The sequence below is a fragment of the Streptomyces sp. NBC_00885 genome (assembly GCF_045207475.1).
Lineage (GTDB): Bacteria > Actinomycetota > Actinomycetes > Streptomycetales > Streptomycetaceae > Streptomyces.
In genome coordinates this window covers 375,015-399,086 of the sequence record NZ_CP108796.1, presented here as the reverse complement: position 1 = coordinate 399,086, position 24,072 = coordinate 375,015, and the positions used below count along the sequence as shown (strand labels likewise).

Annotated in this window: 23 protein-coding genes; 11 read left to right on the top strand and 12 right to left on the bottom strand. The window is 69.1% G+C overall.

Annotation, left to right across the window (positions count from 1 at the left end):
- Positions 1-11: 11 nt before the first annotated feature.
- Positions 12-1,091 carry a dihydrodipicolinate reductase gene (locus OHA61_RS01950; protein WP_406301369.1) on the top strand — a complete coding sequence of 360 codons (1,080 nt, stop codon included), beginning with the start codon at positions 12-14 and terminating at the stop codon, positions 1,089-1,091.
- Positions 1,088-1,567 carry a carboxymuconolactone decarboxylase family protein gene (locus tag OHA61_RS01945; RefSeq protein ID WP_406301368.1) on the top strand — a complete coding sequence of 160 codons (480 nt, stop codon included), beginning with the start codon at positions 1,088-1,090 and terminating at the stop codon, positions 1,565-1,567. Before OHA61_RS01950 ends, OHA61_RS01945 begins: the two co-directional genes overlap by 4 nt.
- A gap of 30 nt (positions 1,568-1,597) precedes the next feature.
- Here the strand turns inward: OHA61_RS01945 and OHA61_RS01940 are convergent, their stop codons facing one another.
- Entirely contained in the window at positions 1,598-3,241 is a 1,644-nt protein-coding gene (locus OHA61_RS01940; protein ID WP_406301367.1) for a GMC oxidoreductase, read from the bottom strand.
- Between the two features lie 132 nt (positions 3,242-3,373).
- Positions 3,374-3,841 (bottom strand): formylglycine-generating enzyme family protein, encoded by a 468-nt coding sequence (locus OHA61_RS01935; protein ID WP_406301366.1) that lies wholly within the window; start codon positions 3,839-3,841, stop codon positions 3,374-3,376.
- Between the two features lie 347 nt (positions 3,842-4,188).
- Between OHA61_RS01935 and OHA61_RS01930 the strand changes: the two genes are divergently transcribed.
- Positions 4,189-4,389, top strand: a complete 201-nt coding sequence (locus tag OHA61_RS01930; RefSeq protein ID WP_406301365.1) for a hypothetical protein — start codon at positions 4,189-4,191, stop codon at positions 4,387-4,389.
- A 53-nt stretch (positions 4,390-4,442) separates the two neighbouring features.
- Here OHA61_RS01930 and OHA61_RS01925 read toward each other — a convergent pair whose 3' ends face one another.
- Entirely contained in the window at positions 4,443-5,450 is a 1,008-nt protein-coding gene (locus OHA61_RS01925) for a sigma-70 family RNA polymerase sigma factor (protein WP_406301364.1), read from the bottom strand.
- 195 nt (positions 5,451-5,645) lie between these two features.
- Between OHA61_RS01925 and OHA61_RS01920 the strand changes: the two genes are divergently transcribed.
- A complete protein-coding gene (locus tag OHA61_RS01920) occupies positions 5,646-6,437 on the top strand; it encodes an SDR family NAD(P)-dependent oxidoreductase (protein ID WP_406301363.1) in 792 nt (263 codons plus the stop codon).
- 63 nt (positions 6,438-6,500) lie between these two features.
- On the opposite strand, the gene OHA61_RS01915 is transcribed toward OHA61_RS01920, so the two are convergent.
- The 7 genes from OHA61_RS01915 to OHA61_RS01885 are packed head-to-tail and all read right to left on the bottom strand — an operon-like array spanning position 6,501 to position 15,425.
- Positions 6,501-6,620 (bottom strand): hypothetical protein, encoded by a 120-nt coding sequence (locus tag OHA61_RS01915; RefSeq protein WP_406301362.1) that lies wholly within the window; start codon positions 6,618-6,620, stop codon positions 6,501-6,503.
- A 56-nt stretch (positions 6,621-6,676) separates the two neighbouring features.
- Positions 6,677-7,357 carry a formyltransferase family protein gene (locus OHA61_RS01910; RefSeq protein WP_406301361.1) on the bottom strand — a complete coding sequence of 227 codons (681 nt, stop codon included), beginning with the start codon at positions 7,355-7,357 and terminating at the stop codon, positions 6,677-6,679.
- Entirely contained in the window at positions 7,354-10,449 is a 3,096-nt protein-coding gene (locus tag OHA61_RS01905) for a non-ribosomal peptide synthetase (protein ID WP_406301360.1), read from the bottom strand. The genes OHA61_RS01910 and OHA61_RS01905 overlap by 4 nt, the downstream gene beginning before the upstream one ends.
- A 2-nt stretch (positions 10,450-10,451) precedes the next feature.
- A complete protein-coding gene (locus OHA61_RS01900; protein ID WP_406301359.1) occupies positions 10,452-11,486 on the bottom strand; it encodes an NAD-dependent epimerase/dehydratase family protein in 1,035 nt (344 codons plus the stop codon).
- Positions 11,483-13,450, bottom strand: a complete 1,968-nt coding sequence (locus tag OHA61_RS01895; RefSeq protein ID WP_406301358.1) for a fatty acid CoA ligase family protein — start codon at positions 13,448-13,450, stop codon at positions 11,483-11,485. Before OHA61_RS01895 ends, OHA61_RS01900 begins: the two co-directional genes overlap by 4 nt.
- The gene (locus tag OHA61_RS01890) at positions 13,450-14,397 is read right to left on the bottom strand and encodes a hypothetical protein (protein ID WP_406301357.1); all 948 of its coding nucleotides are present in this window, start codon (positions 14,395-14,397) and stop codon (positions 13,450-13,452) included. Before OHA61_RS01890 ends, OHA61_RS01895 begins: the two co-directional genes overlap by 1 nt.
- A gap of 2 nt (positions 14,398-14,399) precedes the next feature.
- Positions 14,400-15,425 carry a 3-oxoacyl-ACP synthase III family protein gene (locus OHA61_RS01885; RefSeq protein WP_406301356.1) on the bottom strand — a complete coding sequence of 342 codons (1,026 nt, stop codon included), beginning with the start codon at positions 15,423-15,425 and terminating at the stop codon, positions 14,400-14,402.
- Between the two features lie 414 nt (positions 15,426-15,839).
- On the opposite strand from OHA61_RS01885, the gene OHA61_RS01880 reads away from it, so the two are divergent.
- Together OHA61_RS01880 and OHA61_RS01875 are read left to right on the top strand one after the other, a co-directional pair.
- Positions 15,840-16,940 carry a hypothetical protein gene (locus OHA61_RS01880; RefSeq protein WP_406307257.1) on the top strand — a complete coding sequence of 367 codons (1,101 nt, stop codon included), beginning with the start codon at positions 15,840-15,842 and terminating at the stop codon, positions 16,938-16,940.
- Positions 16,941-17,056: 116 nt separating this feature from the next.
- On the top strand, positions 17,057-17,557 hold the full coding sequence (locus OHA61_RS01875; protein ID WP_406301355.1) for a pyridoxamine 5'-phosphate oxidase family protein: 501 nt from the start codon (positions 17,057-17,059) through the stop codon (positions 17,555-17,557).
- Between the two features lie 26 nt (positions 17,558-17,583).
- Here the strand turns inward: OHA61_RS01875 and OHA61_RS01870 are convergent, their stop codons facing one another.
- Positions 17,584-18,603 (bottom strand): aldo/keto reductase, encoded by a 1,020-nt coding sequence (locus tag OHA61_RS01870; RefSeq protein ID WP_406301354.1) that lies wholly within the window; start codon positions 18,601-18,603, stop codon positions 17,584-17,586.
- Positions 18,604-18,757: 154 nt separating this feature from the next.
- On the opposite strand from OHA61_RS01870, the gene OHA61_RS01865 reads away from it, so the two are divergent.
- Complete coding sequence (locus OHA61_RS01865; RefSeq protein WP_406301353.1) at positions 18,758-19,348, top strand: TetR/AcrR family transcriptional regulator; 591 nt, start codon at positions 18,758-18,760, stop codon at positions 19,346-19,348.
- Here the strand turns inward: OHA61_RS01865 and OHA61_RS01860 are convergent.
- Complete coding sequence (locus OHA61_RS01860) at positions 19,345-20,034, bottom strand: pyridoxamine 5'-phosphate oxidase family protein (protein ID WP_406301352.1); 690 nt, start codon at positions 20,032-20,034, stop codon at positions 19,345-19,347. The genes OHA61_RS01865 and OHA61_RS01860 overlap by 4 nt on opposite strands.
- Before the next feature lie 352 nt (positions 20,035-20,386).
- Between OHA61_RS01860 and OHA61_RS01855 the strand changes: the two genes are divergently transcribed.
- From OHA61_RS01855 to OHA61_RS01840, 4 genes are all read left to right on the top strand, one after another.
- Entirely contained in the window at positions 20,387-21,472 is a 1,086-nt protein-coding gene (locus OHA61_RS01855; RefSeq protein WP_406301351.1) for an S-(hydroxymethyl)mycothiol dehydrogenase, read from the top strand.
- On the top strand, positions 21,469-22,101 hold the full coding sequence (locus OHA61_RS01850) for an MBL fold metallo-hydrolase (protein WP_406301350.1): 633 nt from the start codon (positions 21,469-21,471) through the stop codon (positions 22,099-22,101). The genes OHA61_RS01855 and OHA61_RS01850 overlap by 4 nt, the downstream gene beginning before the upstream one ends.
- 345 nt (positions 22,102-22,446) lie before the next feature.
- Positions 22,447-22,809, top strand: a complete 363-nt coding sequence (locus OHA61_RS01845) for a bifunctional 3-phenylpropionate/cinnamic acid dioxygenase ferredoxin subunit (RefSeq protein WP_324984223.1) — start codon at positions 22,447-22,449, stop codon at positions 22,807-22,809.
- Complete coding sequence (locus tag OHA61_RS01840) at positions 22,806-23,969, top strand: NAD(P)/FAD-dependent oxidoreductase (protein WP_406301349.1); 1,164 nt, start codon at positions 22,806-22,808, stop codon at positions 23,967-23,969. Before OHA61_RS01845 ends, OHA61_RS01840 begins: the two co-directional genes overlap by 4 nt.
- The last annotated feature ends 103 nt before the right edge of the window (positions 23,970-24,072 follow it).

Sequence of the window (24,072 nt, the reverse complement as noted above, 5' to 3'; positions counted from 1 at the left end):
ACCCTCCGCGCATGATTTCCACGGTTGTCTGGGGTACCGGCAATGTCGGACGTGCGGCCATCCGTGCTGTCGATGCCCATCCGGCACTGAAACTCGCGGCCGTACTCGTCCGCAACCCCGACAAGGTCGGCAGGGACGCGGGCGAACTCGGCGGGCTCACCCATGAGTTGGGGGTTGCCGCCACCGACGACAGCGACGGGGTGCTGGCCGCCGGTCCCGGCGCGGTGGTGTACGCGGCGTCCGGCGACATCCGCCCCGACGACGCGCTCGCGGACATCCTCCGAGCGATCCGGGCCGGAGCCGTCGTCGTCACCCCGGCGATGTACGGGCTCTACGACCAGCGCAACGCTCCGGCGGAGCTGAGGGAACCATTGCTCGCCGCCGTGGCGGACGGCGGCGGCTCGCTGTTCGTCTCCGGTGTCGACCCCGGCTGGGGCAACGACGTACTGCCGTTGCTCATCAGCGGGCTCGGCTCCACCGTGGACGTCATCCGCTGCCAGGAGATCTTCGACTACTCCACGTACGAGCAGGAAGATTCGGTCCGGTACCTGGTCGGGATGGGCCAGCCGATGGACTACCAGCCGATGATGCTCGCGCCGAGCATCCCGACCATGGTGTGGGGCGGGCAGATACGGCTGATGGCCAGGGCCCTCGGCGTCGAACTCGACGACATCCGCGAGACCTTGGACCGCCGCGCGCTCGACGCAACCGTGAGCACCAGGACGATGGGGGAGTTCGAGGCAGGCACCCAGGGTGCGGTGCGCTTCGAGGTGCAGGGCATCGTCGGGGGCGAACCCCGCATCGTCATCGAGCACGTCACCCGTATCCACCCCTCCTGCGCCCCGGACTGGCCGATGCCGCCCGACGGCACCGGGGCGCACCGGGTGATCATCGAGGGCCGCCCGCGCATCGAGGTCACGATCGAGGCCACCGACGAGGGCGAGAACAGGTCCGCGGGAGGCAACGCCACCGCGGTCGGCCGGCTGGTGAGCGCCATCGACTGGCTCGTGGCCGCGGAACCCGGACTCTACGACGCGCTCGACGTCCCGCTGCTCCCCGCTGTCGGCAAGCTCGGAAGGAGACCACGATGAACATCGACATCCCCGAGGGCCAGGAGCCGATCGGATACGTGTGGGGCGAGATGGTCCCCAGCATAGGACTGGCCGCCGCGAACTTCTCGCTCTCGGTGTACGAGCACACGACCCTGGGACTGCGTGAGTTCGAGGCCGCGCGGCTGCGGATCGCCCAGATCAACGGGTGCCTGTTCTGCCTCGACTGGCGGACCGACCGGGACGGACAGAAGGTCGAGGAGGAGTTCGCGGACGCGGTGACCCAGTGGCGTACGACCGGCGCTTTCGACGACCGCACCCGGCTGGCCGCGGAGTACGCCGAACGGTACGCCCTGGATCACCACGGCCTCGACGAGGAGTTCTGGACGCGGATGACCGCGCACTACAGCCAGCGGGAGATCGTGGAGCTGAGCATGAGCATCGGCTCCTGGCTGGCGTTCGGCCGGCTCAACCATGTGCTGGGTCTTGACGCCGTGTGCGTACTGCCCGGGCACTGAGGCCGTGAACTCGCCGTCACCAGGCAGTCGTTACAGGTCGTTGGCGATGATCGTCTCGATGTTCCGTTCGGCGAGCGCCGTGATGGTGACGAACGGGTTGACGCTGGTGTTGCCGGGGATCAGCGAGCCGTCGATGACGTACAGGCCCTGATAGCCGTGGAGGCGCCCGTAGTTGTCGGTGGCCTTGTTCAGCACCGCGCCGCCGAGGGGGTGGTACGTGAGGTGGTCGCCCCAGATCTTGTAGGTGCCGAACAGGTCGGTCCGGTAGATCGTCCCTTCCCTCGCGTTGATCTTGTCGAAGATCGTCTTGGCCATGTCGATGGACGGCTGCTTCCAGGCGGTCTGCCAGTTCAGGTCGACCTTCCCTGTCGCGGGGTTCCAGGAGAACTGGGCTCGGTTCGGGTTCTTGGTGATCGACAGATAGAAGGAGGCGTAGGTCTCGATCCCGGTCGGCAGCGGCGCGACCTCGGCGAACGCCCCGCCGGCGGCCCAGTTGTCGATGCCGGAACAGGGAATGGACGACTGGAGCTTGCCGGTCGGATCCCACAGGTGGTTGGCGCGGCCGCACATGACGTTTCCGTTGTCGCCCCAGCCTTTGCCGATCTCGCTGTTCAGGTTCGGCAGTAGGCCGGTTGCCTTGAGCTTGGTCAGCAGCTTGCTCGTGCCGACACTGCCGGCCGCGAAGAACACCCTGTCCGCGGTCACGGTCTTGGTGGCCGTGGTGTCTCCGGTGGTGTTGATCTCCTCGATGACGACCGTGTAGCCGCCGCCGGCGGCGGGGGCGACCGAAGTGACCTTGTGCAGCGGCGAGATGGTGACTCTGCCGGTCGCTCTGGCCTGAGCGAGATAGGTCTTCTCCAGCGACTTCTTGCCGTAGTTGTTGCCGTACAGGATCTCGCCGATCAGGGCCGACTTGGGGACGGTCCCGGCGGCTTCCTGCTTCATGTAGTCCCAGTCGTACACGTCGGGCACGAACACGAACGGGAAGCCCGAGCGCTGGGCGTGCCTACGGCCCACCCGGGCGTACTGGTAGCACTCGGCGGTCTCGAACCAGGCCGGGTCGACGACGCTGACCCCGAGCCCCGCGTTGGCGCGCGGGTAGTAGGTGCCGTACATCTCGTCGGCGTTCACCGAGGGCAGGACGGCAGGGAAGTTCTCGCGCCTGGGCGTCACCGCCATACCGCCATTGACCAGCGAACCGCCGCCGACGCCGCGGCCCTGGTAGACGATGATGCCGCCCATCTCCTCGGCGTCCAGGATCCCGGTGTAGCGGGGGACGTCCTTGTCGAGCGGGAAGCCGAGGAAGTTGCTGATGGGTTGCTTCGTTCTGGTGCGGAGCCAGTATGAGCGTTTATCAGGTTTGGTCGTGTTGGCGAAGATCTTGCCGTCGGAACCCGGGGTGTCCCAGGACATCCCCATCTCGACCATGTGCACGTCGACGCCGCCCTGGGCGAGCCGCAGAGCGGCTACGGAACCGCCGTATCCGGTACCGATCACGAGGACGGGGACGTGGGCTCCGGTGTCGATCGTGGCGGCTGCGGAGGCGGCCTGCGCCTGGGCTCCGGTGGCGTGACCGGCGAGCACCACGGCGCCAAGAATAGAACTGGTTCCAGCGATGAATCGGCGGCGCGAAACGTCGTTGGAACCCGTACGATGCACGGTAGTTTCACTCATGTGATGTTCCTCACTCTTTGACGAATGGGAACACGTTCTACTGCTGCTTGTGCATGAAGTCACTACATACCTTTGGGTAACTTGTGGCCGATCACGCACGGGTCGGGGCGGCTCCAACGCGACAGCAGGCCGTCATTTCGACAGGTTGCTGTCAGGGGCGGGGCCGGCGCAGCGGAAGCCGATGTTGCCGGTAGAGGACTCCGGGGTGTTCGGCATCCGGGCCGAGACCCGGTAGCGGCGGCAGTAGGAGGCGTGGCACAGATAGGAGCCGCCGCGCAGGGCGCGGGCCGTGCCCGAAGCCGGACCTGCGGGGTCCTCGCGCGGGCCGGAGGCGTGCCACGCGGGATGGAACCAGTCGGCAGTCCATTCCCAGACGTTGCCGGTCATGTTGTGCAGGCCATGGCCGTTGGGGGCGAAGGTGCCGACCGGGCAGGTGCCCAGGTAGCCGTCGTCCAGGGTGTTGTGGTCGGGGAAGGAGCCGTTCCAGACGTTCATGGCATGTCGTCCGCCGGGCCGGAGTTCGGCGCCCCAGGGGTACGGCTCGCCCTCCAGCCCGCCCCGGGCCGCGTATTCCCACTCCGTCTCGGTGGGCAGCCGCACCCCGGCCCAGGCGCAGTACGCGGCCGCGTCGCCAGTCGGCGCCGGGTACCTCCCGCCACCAGGGGGCGGCGGCCACCCCGCAGGATCACCCGCTGCGGGCGATTTCGCGAACCCCCCTCACCGCGATCCTGAGATGTAGGTGTCTCCGTCTGCCGTCGCGGATGTGAAGACGGTGCCCGCTGAAGGAGGCGAACCGCATGCCCCATATCCGTCATCGGGGGACGACGGCTCCGCTGCAGACTCAAGGGGGGTTCACACGAGGCGGCTGGATCCTGATCGGTGTCACAACCATGGCGGTGGGAGTGCTGTCTCATGCCGTCACCGGTCTTTTGAGGATCGTGAGGGACATGTTGCAAGCGGAGCCGTCCCACGGGCCCGAGCAGAGCGAGTCGCCTCCCGTGGCCGCCGAACGCCTGCCGTACGAGGTGGCGGGCTGGGTCCTCATCGCCGGAGTAACCCTTGCCGTGGGGGCGCTTTCCCATGCCGTCGCGCATCTTGCCCAGGTCGTCAGAGAGATCCTGCGAGGACAGCCGATGCGGTCGTCCTGAGCCCTGGTGGTCGGGCTGGGGCGGTTTCCGCGCCGCCGAGCGCACGCGGATGCCTATCGGCTGGGAAGCGATCGCGGCAGCCCGAACGATGGGAGCACGCTGTTGTCGAACCGCGTGAAGGCGCAGATCCGGTCGCCGGTGAGGGTGAGGACGAAGAGGCCGGTTCCATGGCGTATGCCGGTGGAGGCGCGGAGGTAGGCCCCGAACGCCGGCTGGCCATTGGCTCGCGTCGGCACGAGGTCAACCCTCCTGCCCGAGTGGAAGATGCCGGCGAAGAGACGGGACACGATGTCGCGGCCCTCGTACTCGAGGGGAATCGGTGGCATGGAGATGAAGACGTCGTCGGTGAGCAAGGCGATCAGCGCCTCCAGATCCCCGGACTCGTAGGCGCGTACGAACTCCGACACGAGCGCCTGCTCGCCCGCCCCGTCGGGGGTGGGAGCCGGTTCGCGCCCGTCGGCCGACGGCTGCCGGCGATGCAGGCCGGCGCGGGCCCGTTTGAGGGCGCTGTTGACCGACTCGACGGTCGAGTCGAGCATGTCGGCCACCTCGTTCGCGTGGAATCCGAGGACGTCGCGCAGGATGAGCACGGCGAGCTGGCGAGGCGGCAGGACCTGAAGAGCAGTCACGAAGGCCAGGGAGATGGTTTCGGTCTGCTCATACCGGGCCTCGGGACCGAGCGGCACGTCGATCGCACCCTCGAGGAGGGCGTCGGGAAATGGCTCGAGCCATACGATCTCGCCCAGCCGGGTCGGCTCGGGGGGTTCAACCTGGGGCATGTCCCACTCCCGCGCCCGGCGTCGGCTCGCCGACCGACGTGCGTTGAGGCACCTGTTGGTGGCGATGCGGTACAGCCATGAGCGGATCGAGGCGCGTCCCTCGAACCCGCCAAGGCCCTGCCAGGCGGCCACCAGCGTGTCCTGGAGGGCGTCCTCGGCGTCCTGCAGGGAGCCGAGCATGCGGTAGCAGTGCACCAGCAGCTCCCGACGGTACGGCTCGGTCAGCTCCCGGAACGCCTCGCCGTCCCCGGCCCGCGCCCTGGTGATCAGCTCGGTTGTCACCACTCCACCCTCGCCTCACGTCGCTCCCGCACCGTGTCGCACTTCCATCCTGTACAGACACCGGCCGAGGGGCGAACCGGGCGGTTGGTGGGCGCCCACTTTCCCGAGATCGCGGTGTCTGCATCTTCGACCGCTCGGACGATCCGGATGTCGGGGCGGAGGGTGTGACCACCCGGGGGCAGAAAGGAACCCGAGATGATGCTGAAGGACAAGGTTGCGGTGATCTACGGAGCCGGAGGTGCGATCGGCAGCGCTGTCGCATGCGCCTTCGCGGCTGAGGGAGCCAGTCTCTTTCTCGCCGGGCGCCACCTGGCACCTGTCGAAGTTGTCGCCAAAGAGGTCGTTTCCGCCGGCGGATCCGCCGAGGCGGCGGAAGTGGACGCTCTCGACGAGCAGGCTGTGGAGAGGCATCTGCGGTCCGTCGTCGAGAAGGCGGGACGCGTCGATATCTCGTTCAACGCGGTCGGGATCCCGAACACGACCATTCTGGGCGTGCCTCTGGTCGAGATGGACGTCGAGCAGTTCTCCCTGCCGATCACGACCTACACGAGGTCCTACCTTCTGACCGCGCGCCTGGCTGCAAGGCACATGATTCCGCAGAGATCGGGGGTGATCATGACCGTCACCGCACTTCACTCCCGGACGGGCATCGCGTTGGTGGGAGGTTACGGTCCGGCGATGGCCGCCAAGGAGGCACTCACTCGAGATCTGTCCGCCGAGCTCGCACCGCACGGCATTCGCGTGGTCGGTCTGCGACCACAGGCCATGCCGGAGACCCGCACGATCAGGGAAGCCTTCGAACCGCGCGCCGAGGCATCGGGAATGACCTGGGAACAGTGGCAAGAGTTCCTTGCCGGCAAGACCCACGCACGACGGCTCATGACGCTCGAGGAGATGGCGAACATGGCGGTCTTCATGGCTTCCGACAAGGCAAGTGGGATGACGGGAACCATCGTCAACCTGACCATGGGCAGCCTTGACGACTAGGAAGGCCGAGCATCTTCCACCGGGGATGTGAGGCGGTGAGCGACCGTCTTCGCCGCCGGGACTTCAGTTGTTGATCGCGTTGAGGACGAGCGCCTGGAGTTGTTCGGCGGTGCGGTCGAGCGGCTGGGTGCTGCGCTTGGCGCGGCACATGGCGACGGTGCCTTCGACCGCGGCGACGACCATCCGGTGAGGAGTGTTTCCTCATGCTCGATTCTGTGTCCGTCGCCGGCCGCCCCGCCTCATGCCAGTGCCGCAGCGAGCTCCGGGAGGTAGCCGGCCAGGAAGCCCAGGTCGGTGGCGCGCCCGAAGTCCGGGTGGCTGCGGTGCTCGGGCAGACGAACCAGTGCCTTGCGGCCGAAGTAGCCGCCACCGTCGGTCCCCGTGGGCCGGGTGGGCTCGCCCGTCCAGCCGGGGTCGGCCGCGGCGAGGGGCAGGCAGCGTTCGAAGAGGTGGTGGCAGGCTTGCAGTCCCCGGCGCAGCACCACGTGGTAGGGGTCGTTCGGGCCGATCGGATAGGCCTCGGCGGCCAGGGTGCGGCCCGTGTCGATGCCCGCGTCAACCTCGTGGAGTGTCGCGGCGAACTCGCGCTCGCCGCGCAGCATCGCGTACACCAGAGCCACCTCGGGCAGCCCTCGATAGGCAGGCAGCGGGCCATGGTGGATGTTAAGGATGCGCAGCCCGGTGGAGAGGACCGGAGCGCGGAAGATCATCCGGTTGTTGACCGACCAGAGGAGGCCGTCCGTGCCGGCGTCTGCCAGTTCGGCAGCGACCGTGTTGACGTCCTCGACCTTCAGGAAGGGCACGTCGGGCGGAGACGCGCCCGCGACGGCAGGGCTGCAGACCAGGTCGACGGCCAGGCCGCTGTCCAGCGTGTGCTGTACGGCGCGCCAGAGCAGCGCACCCTCACCGACGAAGATCACGACGTGCTCCTCAGCGCTTCGACGGTCTCGACGACGCGGCCGAGCGTCAGATTCTCGCTCAGGGACCCGAGCCGGGTCAGGAACTGCTGCTCGGCAGCCCGTCCCAGCAGTTCGTCGCCGAGTGCGGACAGCATCTCCAGTACGGCGAGAGAGTCGCCGCCCAGCGCGTGGAAGTCGGAGGAGGCGTCGAGGCGGCCGGCGTCGCAGTGCAGGACGCGCGACCAGATCCCGGCAATCACGTCGGCTGTGCCGGGCCCGGGATCAGGTGCCGTCGTCGGCTCTGCGGCTGCCTCGTCGAAAGGGTTCGGCAGCGCGTTGCGGTCGGTCTTGCCGCTGGCGGTTTCCGGAAGCGCGGACACCGCACACACCACCGAGGGCACAAGGTGGGAGGGCAGCGAACGCTCCAACTCGGCACGTACGGCTGCCTCGTCGAGGATGACCGAGCCCTCGGCGGGAACCACGTAGGCACACAGCGTCTGCGGGCCGGTGTGGTGCCTGCGGCGGGCGACCACGGCGGCCTGTGCGATGTCCGGCAGCGCGGTGAGCGCCGCCTCGACCTCGGCCGGCTCGACCCGGTGACCGCGGATCTTGACCTGTGCGTCGATCCGGCCCGCGTATTCGAGCTGCCCGTCCGGCAGTCGCTGCACCAGATCGCCGGTCCGGTAGGCGCGCCGCCCGTCGGGGAGGTAGAGGAAGCGGTCAGCCGTCAGATCGGGACGGCCGAGGTAGCCACGGGCCAGTTGAACACCCGTCACATACAGCTCGCCCAGCTCGCCGTCACCGACTTCGTGCCGCTGCTCGTCGAGCACCGCCACAGAGGTGCGGTGCACCGGCACTCCGATCGGCGTGGACGCGCGTGAGGCGTCGTCCCCGACGACGGCGACGGTACAGGCCACCGTCGCCTCGGTGGGGCCGTAGATATTGACGATCAGGCAGTCGGCCCCGAACGAGTCGCGTGCCCACATGCTGGTGGCCGTGGTGAGGTTCTCGCCGCCGAGATGGAGCGCGCGGATTCCTGCCGGGCGCAGGCCGAGGCGCCCGGCAAGGTCGAGGTGGGTCGGGGTCAGGGCCAGGGTGTTGGCGTGCCGCCCCGAGAACATCTCCCGCAGTTTGACGTGGTCGAGCTCACCGGGCACCGGTACGACGGCGCCACCGTGCAGCAGCGGCGGGAAGATCTGCATCATCGACAGGTCGAAGCCGGGCGAGAAGGAGTAGGCGGCCCGGGTCTGCTCGTCGCACCGCAGGAACGGGGCTATCCAGCCGACCACGTTGACCAGGCTCCGGTGCTCGATCTGCACACCCTTGGGCTTGCCGGTGGAACCCGAGGTGTAGATGACGTACGCCAGATCGTCCGGTCCGGGAGCGGCGGCGGCGATCGCCGCCCGGGCGTCCACGGTGGCGTCGTCGCTCGTGACGTCCTCGAGGAGGATCGTCGTGCAGCCGGCTCCCTCCATACGGTCGGCCGAGGCCGCGTCCGTCAGACAGAAGCGGACCTGTGCGTCGTGCAGCAGTTCCTTGACCCGCTGCGCCGGATTGCGCATGTCCATCGGCAGGAACGCGGCGCCCGCCTTGAGGACACCGAAGACCCCGGCCAGTCCGAGCGCCGAGCGGTCCGCCAGCACACCGACCACCTCGCCGCGCTCGACCCCTCGGGCCAGCAGCGAAGCCGCGACGGCGTCCGAGCGGCGGTCCAGATCCCCGTACGTCCAGGGGAGACCGTCGCCGATCACGGCGGGTGCGTCCGGCCGCCCGGCGGCCTGCGCCCGGAACAGCTGCACCACGGTGGTGTCCAGTGGCGGTAGCCCGTCAGCTCCGGGTTCAAGGAGCAGGTCAGCTGCACCGGGCTTTCGAGGCTCGGCCGGCGGCGGCGCGGCCGAGGCCGGTACTGCCGAGGCCAGCGCGGTCTCGATCCGGTCCAGCAGCGCCTCGCAGTGCTCGCCGGCGTCCGCGGCCCCACGGGCGGAGACCACCAGCTCGGTGTGCTCGGGCAGTTCGAGCAGGGCGATGCTGACGGGAACCAGCGGCGCATGCACCGGCAGGGCGTACACGGTCGCCGCCGTGAACTGACCGGTGCTGAAATCCCCGAGCGCCAGTCGGCCGGCGTTGGACACGATGGCCGACGCAAGATAGCGGTGGCGTGCGGATGAGGCGGTGCGCGAGGCGCCGACCAGCCCTGCGGCCACGGGCAGTGGCAGCCGGGCCAGCGCGGCTTCCGTGCCGGCTGCCAACTCCTGCCGCGCGGCAAGGGCGTTGAGCAACCGTCGGTGCACCGCATCCGCATCCTGGCCGGGCGGCACGTCGAGAAACACCGGCAGCGCCAGGTTGGCCGTCGACGACACCGTCGGGGCGTGACGCCGCAGATCCACCGGGACCATGATCCGGGCCGAGGAACCGCCGACGGACCCGGCAACCGCGGCGGCCACCTTCGCGGCCAGCGCCGCGTGCCGGCCGGGTACCGTACGCCGCCGCCACACCGAGCTGCTGCCCGCTCGGCCGGCCAACGGCGAGCGCTGGTCGAGCCCGAGGCGGGGCCGCTGCCCGGTCCGGCCGAGCGCGTCCAGCAGTTGATAGTCGGCCAGGGAGCCGGCGGCGCCGTGCAGCGGTTCACCCCGCAGAGCGCGGAAGACCTCGGCGGCCCACATCGCCGCGCCCTTGAGGTCCATCACGGCATGGGACACGCGGAACACCACGGTGCTCGGTTCGCCGGTGAGAAGCAGGACCTCACAGCCCGAGCGGCCTTCGGCCTCGGCCACCGGCCCGGTCAACTCGGGCAGGCCGGTGAGCGTACGGCGGTCGAAGCCCACTCCATCGGCGACGACGACCCGGGCCGGAAGCCCACTGTCGATCCACATCCTGCCTCGGCGCACCAGCCGCGAGCCCGGGCAGGACGCCGAGGCCCGTGCCACGGCGCGGCTCAGGTCCAGCGCGTCGATCGGTCCTGTTCCCTCGATCACCAGCTGGAGCACCAGCAGCTCACCCAGGCGGGCGGCGGCCAGATAGGACCACTCGGTGGGGGATACGGGCCGCCGGAAAGCGGTACGGCCCGGACGGGCCCCAGGACCGATGCCCGTGACGGCATGCTGCGCAGACATGGCTACTTCACCTTCCGGATGAATTGGTCGACGCCGCCGATGCTGTCGATCCAGGCCTCCAGCTGGGCCATCCCGGCCTCGTGGGACACGTGTGGCGCCGTCAGATCCCGCCGTGCCGCCGAGATGTCGTACGTCGCGGAACGGGTCAGCAGGGCCAGTGAGTAACGGGAGAGGGGAGGTGAGGAGTTCTTGGCCAGCGGCGGCAGTTTCCAGACCATGTCCGCCGTGAAGGCGAGTGCGCGCAGCAGGCTGTGGGGGACCCGCTTGGCCGGAGGCCGGCCGCCGAACCGTTCGGCGAGGCCTGCGAGGGTGCTCCAGATCTCCACCGGCTCTTCGTCGGCTATGAAGTAGGCCCTGCCGCCGACACCTTCGGCACGCGCCGCTCGTACGCAGGCGTCGGCGGCGTTCTCGCAGTAGCACAGTGACGCGTACACCCGCCTTCCCCCGGACAGATCGGGAAGGCTGCCCGTCATCATCTTCGCGAGCAGCCGCGGCATGAAACCGGAGTGGTCGCGCGGGCCCCACACGGCGCGCGGGCGCAGGGCGACGGTGGTGAAGTCCGCGCTGTCCGCGGCCAGGACTCGGCGCTCCGCGGCGGCCTTGGTCTCCGAGTAGAGATTGAGGTGGCGCGTCGGGTAGGGCTCGCTCTCGTCGATGTCGAGCCGGTCGCCGCCGCGGATGCTCATGAGCGCGCTGGGGCTGCTGATGAAGACGAAGCGCCTCGCTCCCGCCTCCCGGGCCGCCGACATGAGGCGCTCCGTGCCCGAGACGTTCTCGTCCCAGAACTGGGCGCGGGTACCCCTGTCGGTGACGCGGGCGGCGCTGTGGTGCACCGCGTCGATGCCGTCCATGGCCCGGCGTATCGAGGCGGCGTCGCGCAGGTCCCCGTAGGCGAACTCGATGCCTGCGACGGTGCGCAGATGGCTCAGGTCGCTCTCTTCGCGCACCAGCACCCGCACGTCGTCGCCCGCGCGGAGGCAGGCGTCGACGATATGGCTGCCGAGAAACCCGGACGCGCCGGTCACCAGTACCTTCATCTCGAAGCGCCCTTCGTCTTGCGGCGACCGGTCCGCCACCAGGTGGCTCCGAAGAGCATCGTGAGCGCGGCCGTCGCCCATGGTTTGCGACCGGTGGCGAGTTCCTGCTCCGCGCGCAGCGCGGACGGTATCTGGACGGCGTGGACGACGACGCTCAGGAAGGCGTCGAGCCACCACAGAGCGGTCAGGGCCACATGGTCCAGGGGCAGCAGCGGCCAGGCAGCCAGGTACGCCCACCCGAGCAGCGGTATCGTGCGCAGCGCGTGGTCGGCCGCCGTCGGGCGGCGGCTTCCGGTCAGCCGGTCCTCGGCCCAGCCGGCCAGCAGCTCCCGGCGGATCTTGGCGTTGTGGCGGATGTCGACCGGGAACGCGGGGTGCGGAAGGAAGTCCGCGATCGCCTTGGTCATCGGGTTGTTCGCGCCCAGTTCGCGCAACTCGCCCTCGATGTGGGGCCACTGCTTGTGGTCGATGCCCGGTGCCAGCTCCACACACAGCACCGGCCGCTGTTCGGCGTCCGGGCCGAAGCCCACCAGCGCCGTGCGTTTCACGTCGGGGTGCGTGTTGAAGACACTCTCGCAGCGCACCGTGTGCAGATCGCCGTCGGCTGCCCGGACCCGGTGGCTCTTGCGACCGCAGAACCAGATCCGACCCTCACCGTCGATCCATCCGACGTCACCGGTGCGGTGCCAGCGACGTCCGCCGTCCTCGATCTTGTGCTCGGCGTCGGCCTGGGGCGTTTGGAAGTAGCGAGGGCTGACCGCCTGACCGCTGACCACGATCTCGCCCATCTCACCGGCTGCCACCGGTAGTCCGGGTGTCCACCGGGGGACCGGTCGGTCGCTGACCTTGATGGTCCGCACCGTTGTGCCGGGCGCCGGTCGGCCGACACAGACACCCAGGCCTTCGGCAGGGCCGGCGGCCGGCCCGGCCAGCGCTTCTCTGCTCTCCAGCAGCGCCATCGGCAGCGCCTCGGTCGACCCGTACGTGCTGAACACCCGTGCCTCGCCGGGCAGTACGGCCCGCAGCGCGGTCATCAGCTCGGGGCTCACCGGTGCACCACCGGAGACGATCATCCGCAGCGACGGCACCTGGGCGCCGGACTGCGCCAGATGAGCCGAGAGCGGATCCAGCAACGCGGGTGAGGCGAACATGGCGTTGACGCAGAAGCGCTGGATCGCGTCGGTCAGCAGACCCGGATCGGCGGCGCCTACCCGGCCCATGTTCATCTTCGGCACCACCGCCGTGCGACCCGCCGCGAGATCGAACACGCCCATCAGGGGCAGGGTGACCAGGGTGCTTGTCATGTCGCTGGTGAAATGGCCCTCTTCGACGCCGTACGCCATTCCCCGCAGCATGCCGACGGTGATCTCGACCGGCTTGGCCGGGCCGGTGCTACCGGTGGTGTAGCCGATCAGTGCGAGGTCGTCCGGCCCGGACTCCAGCGGACGCTGCTGCGGAAGGCCCGCACCGAGGGCGGTCAGCTCCTCGAGTGCCGTGCCGCTCCCGCGGCCGACCTTGATCAGGCTCTGCACTCCGGCGAAGGCACGCGGGCGCAGCCGCCGCAGGATGTGTGCGGACGGTACGCCGATGAATGCCTGGACCCCCACGCGGTGGATGCAGTCCAGCATGCGGCCCAGCCCCATGCCGGGATCGACCACGACCGGAACCGCTCCGACGTGCATCAGGGCGAAGACCAGGGTCAGCAGGTCGACGCCCGGAGTCACCAGCAGGGCCGTACGGGTACCGCGGCGGATGCCATGAGCTTCCAGTGCGGCGGCGCAGGCGGTGACGCGTTCGGCGAGTTCGCCGTAGCCGACCGACGTGTAGGCCGGTCGGCCGGCCGACTCCATCCGGTCGCCGTCCGGGTGGATGACGGCCGGCTTTCCGGGCGTACGGACGGCGTGCCAGGCGAGTAGTTCGGCCAGGAACGCGTCCTGGCGCAGGGCGGTTGTGGTACCGGGCATCAGTGCGCGGCTCCGTCGCTGTGGTCGGCCAGACGGTAGAGGCAGGCCGCCGAACTCAGCCCGGCGCCGACGGCGAGGAAGAGGATCCTGTCGAATCCGGCGAACCTGCCCGCGTCTTGTGCCTGCCGGAAGCCGTGGGTGAGTGCCGAGGTGTGCGGGTCGCCCTGCACGCCTTCGACGGTGACGGCGGCATCGGATGCCATGCCCAGGCGTTTGGCGAGCTGGGCGGGGAAGTCGGACGACGGCTGCGAGGTGATCAGCAGAGTGCGGTCGAGGACCGCTGCCGCTTCATCGGTGTCGGTGCCGTACTCGGCCGCGAGGCAGCCGCGTACCGAGTCGACGGCCAGATCGAGCATGCGCTCCAGGACGCCGCCGTCGCGATCGACGACGATGGTCTGACGACCGGCCGAGCCGGCCTCGTACAGCGGCAGATACCCGTTGACTCCGTGGCCGCCCGGCGCCGACCGGTGGTGCACCCGCCCGAAGCCGCGGGCGTCGCCGGTGCGTTCCAGCAGCAGTGCCGCGCCGGTGCTCGCGTACGGGAACTCTGCGGTGCCCGCCTTCGACGGGTCCATCGAGGGGTGCGTGTCGGCGGAGACCACAAGTACCCGGCGGGCACTGCCGGTTGCCAGCAGCGCACCTGCCGCCTGGACGGCGTTGAGTACGCCGCAGGCGCCGTTCATGAGGTCGAAGGAGAACGCGGGACGCCTGTCCGGGGCGTGCAGATACTCCAGGTTGATGCCGATGCGCTTCTGGATGAGTGCGGCGACGGAGGGCTCGGAGATGTTGGAGTCGCGGTAGACGCCGACGTTGATGAGGACGTCGACGTCCTCGGCCGTGAGCCCTGCCTGTTCCAGGCAGGCGCTGCCGGCCGATGCCGCGTACCCGATGGCGCTGCCCGTCTCGTCGGCAGGGCTGAGCGCGGTGGAGGTTATGACAGTTGCCATCTTCACACCTCCAGGGAGGAGACGGTCGCGGACAGGAAACCGGTCACCACGCCGGATGCGGCGGGCACCAGGAGGACTTTGGACCCCTTGGGTATGCGGCCTTCCGCCAGTGCCTGATGCAGTACCAGGTAGTGGGAGGTGGTCGCGGTGTTGGAGAACTTCTCGACGACCGACAGGGTCTGCGGCATCGGTGTCCCGAAGATGCTCTCGCCGACCTGGTTCATGAAGTCGACGAACCGGCTGCCGACCTGGTGCTGGACGACGAAGTCGTATCCCTCGTCGGCGAATTGGCGACCGTCTTCGGCCAGCTTGTCGCGGTGGAACGTCGGCCACAGCGAGAGCCTGTCCTCGGCGTGCATCTCTTTGTTGTTCGTGTACATGGCCAGATCGCCGGTGTCGTCGCTGGGCATGCCCAGGCACAGATGCGAGTACTCCGAGCAGGTCATCAGCTCGACCTCGTGGATCACGTCCGCTTCGTCGGTGGCGCGATCGACCAGCACGGCGACGGCCGAGTCGCCCACGGAGAGGGACGCGAACTGCGGGTCCCGGCTGTGCTCCATCTCCCGCGCGGCGGTGAAGGCGATCGGGGTGATGTGCTCCCCGCTGAGCACCAGGCCGTTGCGCACTTCACCGGAGCGGATCATCCGGTCCAGCAGGTAGACGCCGGTCATCATGCCCGCGCAGGCGTTGGAGACATCGAAGTGCAGGGCGGAGAGCGCGCCGATCTCCTTGGCGATGCGGTGGGCGAACGACGGCTCGAACTGGTGGCGACGGCCGTCCGTCGTGCGGCTGATGGAGCAGGAGATCACGACGTCGATCTCGTCCGGGGCGTACCGCGAGCGAGCCAGGCATGCGCGGGCTGCCGAGACTGCCATCGTGAGGCAGTCCTCGGGAATGTCGCCCGTATCGTCCGCGACGCGGCGTTCGGCCATGCCGGTGATTTTGAAGAGGTCGAATTCCGGAACCTTCTCCATACGGGCGAGGAGTTCCGGAGTGCTCATCACGGTCGAGGGGAGATAGGCCCCCATGGACTCTAAGCGACTCTTATTCATAAACCCCTCCAGGTGGTTCCTTGTTCATGCTGCGCACCGGCATGGTCAAAGCCTCAATGAATGTCAACGGGTCATGTTTTCCCCCGACTTCAGTGCGCCGCACGACGACGTTAGCGCACTGTGCAGGGCGTCTGGCCGCAGTGAGCCTGTGACGATCACCACTTGACGGTTATTTAGCATTCCCCAGGGTGCTGGCCAAAAAGTGGCAGCCGATATTGCGACACGATGTCGGTGGCGTTTCGAGTCGTCGTTGTGAACAATCCGCGCGGCGTATCCTCCCGGTCTCGGTCACGCGAATGCTGTGTTACACGTCTTCCCTCACCCCGGAACCGTGACGGACCGCAGGTCGTGATAACAGCGGAAGAGGCGTTGAGACATGGGGAGGTCGCCGTGGTCACCGGTGATGTGCGTATCGAGGGCAACACTCTGCTGCTGGGCGGCGGGGTGCAGATCCGTTTCATCCGTACGCTGCGTCTGCCCGAGTCGGGGACGCATCCGTTGCCGCCGGGGCTTGGCGAGTTCCCGCTGCGGCGCGTCGAAGACTTTCCCGGCACCGTGCCGCGCCCGTGGCTGGCTCGGGGCGGGGTGATGCTGCCGGTGTACCTGCGGGAGGCCCTGTGGCTGAGCTTCGCGGGCAGCAGGGAGCCCGCGGCGCTCCAGATAGGTGTGGGCAAGGTCTGTGCCGTTTCCGGCGAGCGGTGGACCGGCCGGCTTGCGCGAGAGCCGCAGAACTATGTGGTCCTGCCGCGGCAGCCGTGGCTGGACGGCATCAACTCCGGCCGGGGGACGGTGCGTCAGTTCGTCGCCGTGCCGCTCGGACTGGGGGCCACGGTGGAGGGACAGGTCACCGGCGAGGAGACGACGGGAGGGGTTCAGCTCCAGGCGTTCCCTCTGTCCCGGGCTGCGCTCGGAGCCTGGCGCGCAGAGCAGCGCGTGCAGGCGGAGTTGGCGGCACGGGCGCGCTCGGCTGCCGCACCGCCATGGTCCGGGGGACTGGCGGCCGCGCCGTGTGCACCGGCCGGCGCGCCGGGCGGCGGCTACGGCGCGGCGTTCCCCGCTGCCATGGCCGCGCCCCCGGCTCCGGGCGGTCCGCCCCCGCAGGCCGCCGCGATGGGCCTGGGTGCGGGCGGTTCCATGCGGCAAGAGGTCTATCAGGACGACCGGCCCCTGTCCGACTGGGCCGAGGACCCCGCCGGCCGGGTGTTCGTCCACCTGGTCACCCCGCCCGACTGGCGACGCATCACCGGTGAGGAGGCGCCGCCCTCGCCCGTCGATCGCGCCGCCTACACCCGGGCCGGGCTCCCGTGGTTCGACTACTACGACGAGGACGGCACCGACCTGGCGCCGACCGGGACCCTGAGCCAGGTCAAGCCGGTCGGCGAGTGGCTCGGCGACGACCACACCCCGTGGGCCCCGCCCGGCGCACACCAGGTCCAGCCGCTCGGCGACGTCCCTCCGCCCGGGACCCCGGTCAAGGACGGGGACTGGTGACCTGAGGCCGAGACGCACGCAAGGCCACGGCGGTAATCAGCCGGGCGCGTCGCCGCTGCTCGTCGGACCCCTGTCGACGTACTGTCGGCAGGCCAAGGCTCCCGCAGGAGGCCGAAATGCATCGGAAAGAAGTCGCTGACGTCCTGAACAAGCCGCTCGCGCTCGAGCTGATGTCCTCGGACATCCCGGCCCGCGTGGCGTACACCGGGCTCGACGGAGCACCGAGGGTCGTGCCCATCGGCTTCCACTGGTCCGGCACGGAGATCATCATCTGTACCGTGCCGGGCTCCTACAAGGTCCGCGCCCTGGCGGCCGACCCGAAGGTGGCGCTGACCATCGACACGACCGGTCGGCATCCACCGCATGTGCTGCTCGTCCGTGGCACGGCGGTCGCCGAACTGGTCGAAGGCATCCCCGACGAATACCTCCAAGGGGGGAAGAAGTACATCCCCGAGGAACAGCGGTCGACGTTCGAGGCGGAGGTGCGATCCCTCTACAAGCAGATGGTCCGCATCGCGATCACGCCCGAGTGGGCAAAGCTCCTGGACTTCGAGACCACGATCCCGAGCGCCGTGGAGCGGTTGGTGCGTGAGCGTACCCGAGAGCAGCGGGACTGAGGGGCGCAGTAGCGGACTCGACCTGATCAGCGGCGCCGCAGTGACGGGTCGAGCAGCGAGGGTGGAGTGTCGTGCTTCTCGTGTGCGGCAAGGTCGGTGCCGGGAGCGACAATCGCGTCGATCGCGTCGAGCACGTCGGCGGAGAGCACGATGTGCGCGGCGGCGAGTTGCGAGTGCAGGTGGTCCAGCGTGCGGGGGCCGATGAGCGCGCTGGTCACGGCGGGGTGCGCGGTCACGAATCCGAGCGCGAGCTGGATCATGGTCAGGCCGGCTTCGTCGGCGAGCTTGGCCAGCTGCTCGACTGCGTCGAGCCTGGCCCGGTTGGAGGGGATGGCGGTGTCGAAGCGTTGCGGCATGAACGCTGAGCGGCTGGTGGTGATTTCCTTGCCCTCGCGGACCGCGCCCGACAGCCAGCCCGCGGCCAACGGGCTCCACACCAGTACACCGAGCCCGTACTGCTCGGTCACGGGCAGGACGTGGGTCTCGATCCCGCGCTGCAGGATCGAGTAGCTGGGCTGTTCGGTGACGTAGCGGCTCAGGTGATACTCGCGGGCGGCCCACTGGGCTTGCACGATGCGGTACGCCGGGAAGGTCGAGGAGCCGAAGTAGCGGATCTTTCCCGCGCGCTGCAGGTCGGTCAACGCCGACAGCGTCTCTTCGTCGCTGGTGCTCGGGTCCCAGCGGTGGATCTGGTAGAGATCGACGTGGTCGACACCGAGACGGCGCAAGCTGTTGTCCAGCTCGGTGACCAGCCAGCGGCGCGAACCGCCCCGGTGGTTGCGCTCGTCACCCATGGGCATGCTCGCCTTCGTGGCCAGCACGATGTCGTCGCGGCGGCCGGCGATGGCTTTGCCGACCATCTCTTCCGACTCGCCGGCGCTGTACATGTCCGCGGTGTCGATGAGGTTGATCCCCGCCTCGAGAGCGGCGTCGACGATGGCGGTGGCCTCGTCCTGGGTGGTGCGCCCGATCCTGCCGAAGTTCATCGCGCCGAGCGCGAGGGAGCTGACCTGCACACCGGTGCGGCCCAAGGTGCGGTACTGCATGACCGTGTTCCTCCATTGCGGATGAGTGTGGTGACAGTGCGTGGCTTGGTTGTCGGCCCCTGCTCTGGCATCATGAGCAAACGGGACCCTGTCCCGTTTGACGATATGGGACAGTGTCCCGTTTAGCAAGCTCGGTGACGGAGAGGATGGCGCGGTGAACGAAGGCGACCAGGGCACGGGTCAGACGGCCCGGCCCAAACGGGCGGACGCCCGGCGCAACAAGGAGACCCTGCTCGACGCGGCCGCCGCGATCTTCGTCACGTCGGGCGTGGAAGCGCCGATCCGCGACATCGCGGCCAAGGCCGGCGTCGGGACGGCGACGATCTACCGCCACTTCCCGACGCGAGCGGATCTCATCATCGCCGTCTACCGGCACCAGGTCGATGCCTGCGCCGAGGCCGGCCCAGCCCTGCTGGCGGCCGGCCCAACTCCTCACGCCGCACTAGGGCGATGGATGAATCTCTTCGTCGACTTCCTGGTCACCAAGCACGGACTTGCCGCCGTGCTGCAGTCCGACAACGCCGGCTTCGAGACCCTGCACGCCTACTTCATCGACCGCCTCCTGCCCGTGTGCACCGGGCTGCTAGACGCCGCGGTCGCCTCCGGCGAGATCCGGTCCGACCTGCAGGCCTACGAACTCATGCGCGGTGTCGGGAACCTCTGCATCGGCGCGGAGAGCGATCCCCGCTACGACGCACGTCGACTGGTCGAGCTCCTCATCGCAGGACTGCGTCAACCGCACTAGCCGTCAGCACGTTTGGGTGCGAGGGCGCGGGCGGTGATGTGGGGCGGTGGGGCAATGCCATCGGGAAGTGCGGGGTCGGCCTCCGGTTGCCCGAAGGTGGTCGCCATGGGCAGGACGCCGGCCCATATCCCGAGTGCGGCGTCCGGCCCGTCGCCGTCGTCGGGGGCGCCTGTGCGTACCTTGACGGAAGCCTCTTCCAGGGAAAGCGCGAGCAGAGCCGTCGCCGCCAGTTCCTTGCGGTTCGGCTGCCGTGCGTAGTCCCACTGTCCGGGTGCGGCTTGTTCGGTAAGGCAGCGCAGTCCGGCGAGTTTCTCCTCGGGGTCGGTGACAGGGCGGGGTATGCCGTAGATCATCGCGCTGCGGTAGTTGACGCCGTGTTCGAACACCGATCGTGCGAGGACCAGGCCGTCCACGTGCGTGACGGTGACGCATATCGTGGCCCGGGGCGAGGCGAGGAGGCTGCGGCTCGCAACCGAGCCGTGGAAGTACAGGTTCCGCCCGTCGGCCCCATAGACGGTCGGAACGACCATGGTCTGTCCGTCGACGACCACACCGAGGTGGCACATGAAGCCCGCCTTCAGGATGGCGTCGAGGACCGCGCGATCGGGGCTTCCCTGCTCGCGCAGGCGCCGGTGGCGAGTGAGTTCTGTCTGTGGCAGGGCGGCCGGAAGCGGGCTGTTGTTCACGTCGGTCTCTCAACTGTTTGCTGTTGCCGAGGTAGTCACGGGGGCGACCCGTAGACTAACGATATCGACACTTGACCGGCCGTGGATCGACGAAATCAGTTGTCCTAGGGTGAGAAGGTCGCTGAATCCCTCGCTGTCTTGATCACCGCCCTAGCCTGTGAGGTAAACGCGACCGCAGGGATGTTCCCCAGCTGACCGAACGCCCTGACGAGCCGCGCAATCCAGCCGCGGCTGCTGCGCGCGGGATCCTTGACCGCAGGTCGGGCCTCCGTGATGCTGTTGTTGCGGCACTTGCGATGTGTGCCGTAATAAGCAACGCATCCCATGGGTTCGCATCAGTCGAGGAGTGGCCATGACTCACCAGGTCCGTGCTGTTGTCGCGAGGGGGAAGGGCGCCCCGGTCAGCCTGGAAACGATCATCGTCCCTGACCCCGGCCCGGGTGAGGCGCTGGTGAACATCGAGGCCTGCGGGGTCTGCCACACCGACCTGCACTATCGCGAGGGTGGCATCAACGACGACTTCCCCTTCCTGCTCGGCCATGAGGCGGCGGGCCGGGTCGAGGCGGTCGGCGAGGGCGTCACGGAGATCGCACCGGGCGACTTCGTCATCCTCAACTGGCGTGCGGTCTGCGGCCAGTGCCGCGCCTGTCTGCGGGGGCGGCCCTGGTACTGCTTCAACACTCACAACGCCAAGCAGAAGATGACCCTCACCGACGGCACCGAGCTGTCGCCGGCCCTGGGCATCGGCGCCTTCGCCGAGAAGACGCTGGTGGCGGCCGGGCAGTGCACGAAGGTCGACGAGCGGGCGTCGGCCGCGGTCGCCGGGCTCCTGGGCTGCGGTGTGATGGCGGGCATCGGTGCGGCGATCAACACCGGTGCCGTCGGACGCGGCGATTCCGTGGCCGTCATCGGCTGCGGCGGCGTGGGCGACGCCGCGATCGCAGGGTCCCGGCTCGCAGGGGCGGCGAAGATCATCGCGGTGGACATCGACGAGCGGAAGCTGGCCACCGCGAAGAAGATCGGTGCCACCCACACCGTCAACTCCAAGGAGACCGACCCGGTCGAGGCGATCCGCGAACTGACCGGCGGCTTCGGCGCGGACGTCGTCATCGAGGCCGTCGGCCGCCCCGAGACGTACAAGCAGGCCTTCTACGCCCGCGACCTGGCCGGGACTGTCGTCCTGGTCGGGGTGCCGACCCCGCAGATGAAGCTGGAGCTGCCGCTGCTGGACGTGTTCGGCCGCGGCGGAGCGCTCAAGTCGTCCTGGTACGGGGACTGCCTGCCGAGCCGCGACTTCCCGATGCTGATCGACCTCCATCTGCAGGGGCGCCTGGATCTGGACGCGTTCGTGACCGAGACGATCGCGCTCGACGATGTCGAGAAGGCCTTCGAGCGGATGCACCACGGTGACGTACTGCGCTCGGTGGTGGTCCTGTGACATCCGCGAAAATCGACCGACTTGTCACCTCCGGCACCTTCTCCCTGGACGGCGGCACCTGGGAGGTCGACAACAACGTGTGGATCGTCGGCGACGACACCGAAGCGGTCGTCATCGACGCCGCGCACGACGTGGAGGCCATCACGGCCGCGCTCGGCGGTCGGACGCTGCGCGCGATCCTGTGCACGCACGCCCACAACGACCACATCGACGCCGCCCCGGCGCTCGCCGACCGGACCGGCGCTCCGATTCTGCTGCACCCGGACGACCTGCCGCTGTGGAAGCAGACCCATCCCGAGCGGCTGCCCGACGCCGAACTGGCCCACGGCCAGATCGTCACGGTGGCCGGTGCCGATCTGACGGTGCTGCACACCCCCGGCCACGCCCCCGGCGCGGTCTGCCTGTACGCGCCGGCCCTGAACGCCCTTTTCAGCGGTGACACGCTCTTCGCGGGCGGGCCCGGGGCGACGGGGCGTTCGTACAGCCACTTCGGCACCATCATCGAGTCGATCAGGAACCGGCTTCTGGCGCTGCCCGACGACACGGTCGTGCACACCGGTCACGGGGACACGACCACCATCGCGGCGGAAGCCCCGCATCTGCAGGAGTGGATCGACCGCGGGTTCTGACAGCGGTTCTGGAAGCAGGTTCTGACCGCGGCCCCCGGCCGCGCGTTTTGAGGGTGCCTCGCGGCGGCCTCCGGTCAACACGTCGATGACGCTGACCGCGAGGCCGCCGCGGTCTGTCTCCTGGCGGCCATATACCCCCTTTGAACAGGCCGAAGATGCTGATGGCCGCCGCGTTCACTCTGGATCGCAAGTTGTGTACTACGCACAGCGTTGCGTGAAAAGAAACATGGAACAAGGGGTCGGCCTGTCCGGAGGATGCCTTGACACCGGCTTTGGGGGACTTCAAACTGGCGTTGCGCTTACCGCAATCTGTTTCGTTATATGCACCCGAGCACCCGAGGTGTCATGATGATTCCCGCGTGCCGTCTCGCGGATCTGCCGCGAGGCGAGGCCATACGGCTCGACATGGACCCGCCCGTGTCGGTGTTCCACACCGACGACGGCGAGGTCTTCGCCATCGACGACACATGCACCCACCAGGATGCGTCGCTCGCCGACGGCTGGCTGGAGGGCTGTGAGGTCGAATGCCCGCTGCATGCCTCGAAGTTCGACCTCAGGACGGGGGCCGTCGACTCACCGCCGGCCAAGCTCCCCGTCCGTACGCACGAGGTCCTGATCGTCGACGGCATGGTCTACGTCCAGCCCTCCACGGCTGCCCCGAACCTGCCGCCGTGCATCGCAGCGAGGCTCGCCGGAGGTCCCGCGTGAGGACCGTGGCCGTGGTCGGCGCCTCGCTCGCCGGACTCTCGGCCGCACGCTCCCTGCGGAAGCAGGGCTACGACGGACGGCTCGTCGTGATCGGTGACGAGCCGCACCGTCCGTACGACAGGCCGCCGTTGTCCAAGGAGTTCCTCGCCGGCACGGTCGGCGAAACGGATCTCGCTCTGGAGACGGACGGCGAGGACCTGCAGGCGGAGTGGCTGCTCGGCGTGCGGGCCGCGGGATTCGACCCCGGTGACCACGCCGTGCGGCTGGCCGACGGCCGGTCCGTCCGGGCCGACGGGATCGTCGTCGCCACGGGTGCGACCGCGCGCCTGCTGCCGGGCAGTGACGGCCTCGAAGGGGTGCACACGCTGCGGACCCTGGACGACGCCAGGGCTCTGCGGGCCGATCTGGCCCTCGGCGGGCGGCTGGTGGTGATCGGCGGCGGGTTCATCGGCGCCGAGGTCGCCTCGACCGCGTACGGACTGGGACTTGACGTGACGGTCGTCGAGGCCGCGCCGACTCCGTTGGCCGGACCGCTCGGCGAGGTCATGGGAGGCATCGTCTCCACGCTCCACGCGGACCACGGCGTACGCCTGCTGTGCGGCGTCGGGGTCAAGGGGCTGAGCGGGCGGGCCCGCGTCGAGGCGGTCCTGCTCGAGGACGGCCGCAGCATCCCGGCCGACACCGTCGTCGTCGGCGTCGGTGCCCGTCCCTGCGTCGAGTGGCTGGCCGGCAGCGGTGTCGTCCTGGAGGACGGCGTCAAGTGCGGGACGGACGGCCGCACCAGCGTGGCCGGTGTGGTCGCGGTCGGGGACTGTGCCTCCTGGTACGACCCCGCCGCCGGGATCCACCGTCGCGTCGAGCACTGGACCGGGGCGCGGGAGAGGCCCGAGGCGGCCGTGGCCGCGCTGCTCTCCGGAGGTGCGGCAACAACGGGGGTGCCCAAGCCGCCCTACTTCTGGTCGGACCAGTACGGCGTAAAGATCCAGTTCGCCGGACATTCCGCCGGCGCCGACAGTGTGACGGTCGAGGAGGGACTCCCCGACGACCGCAGCTTCCTGGCCGTGTACCGGCGGTCGGGGCATCCGGTGGCGGTCCTCGGGATGAACCAGCCGCGGCTGTTCACCCGCTGGCGCAAGCAGCTCGCCGCCGCCACGCTCTGACGCCACACGTGCGGCGTCACGCGCTCCTGCTCAGCACGCCGTTCATTGCCCACCGCACAGCGGCGCCCGGACCTCCCCGTCCCGGCGCGACGACCCATCGACG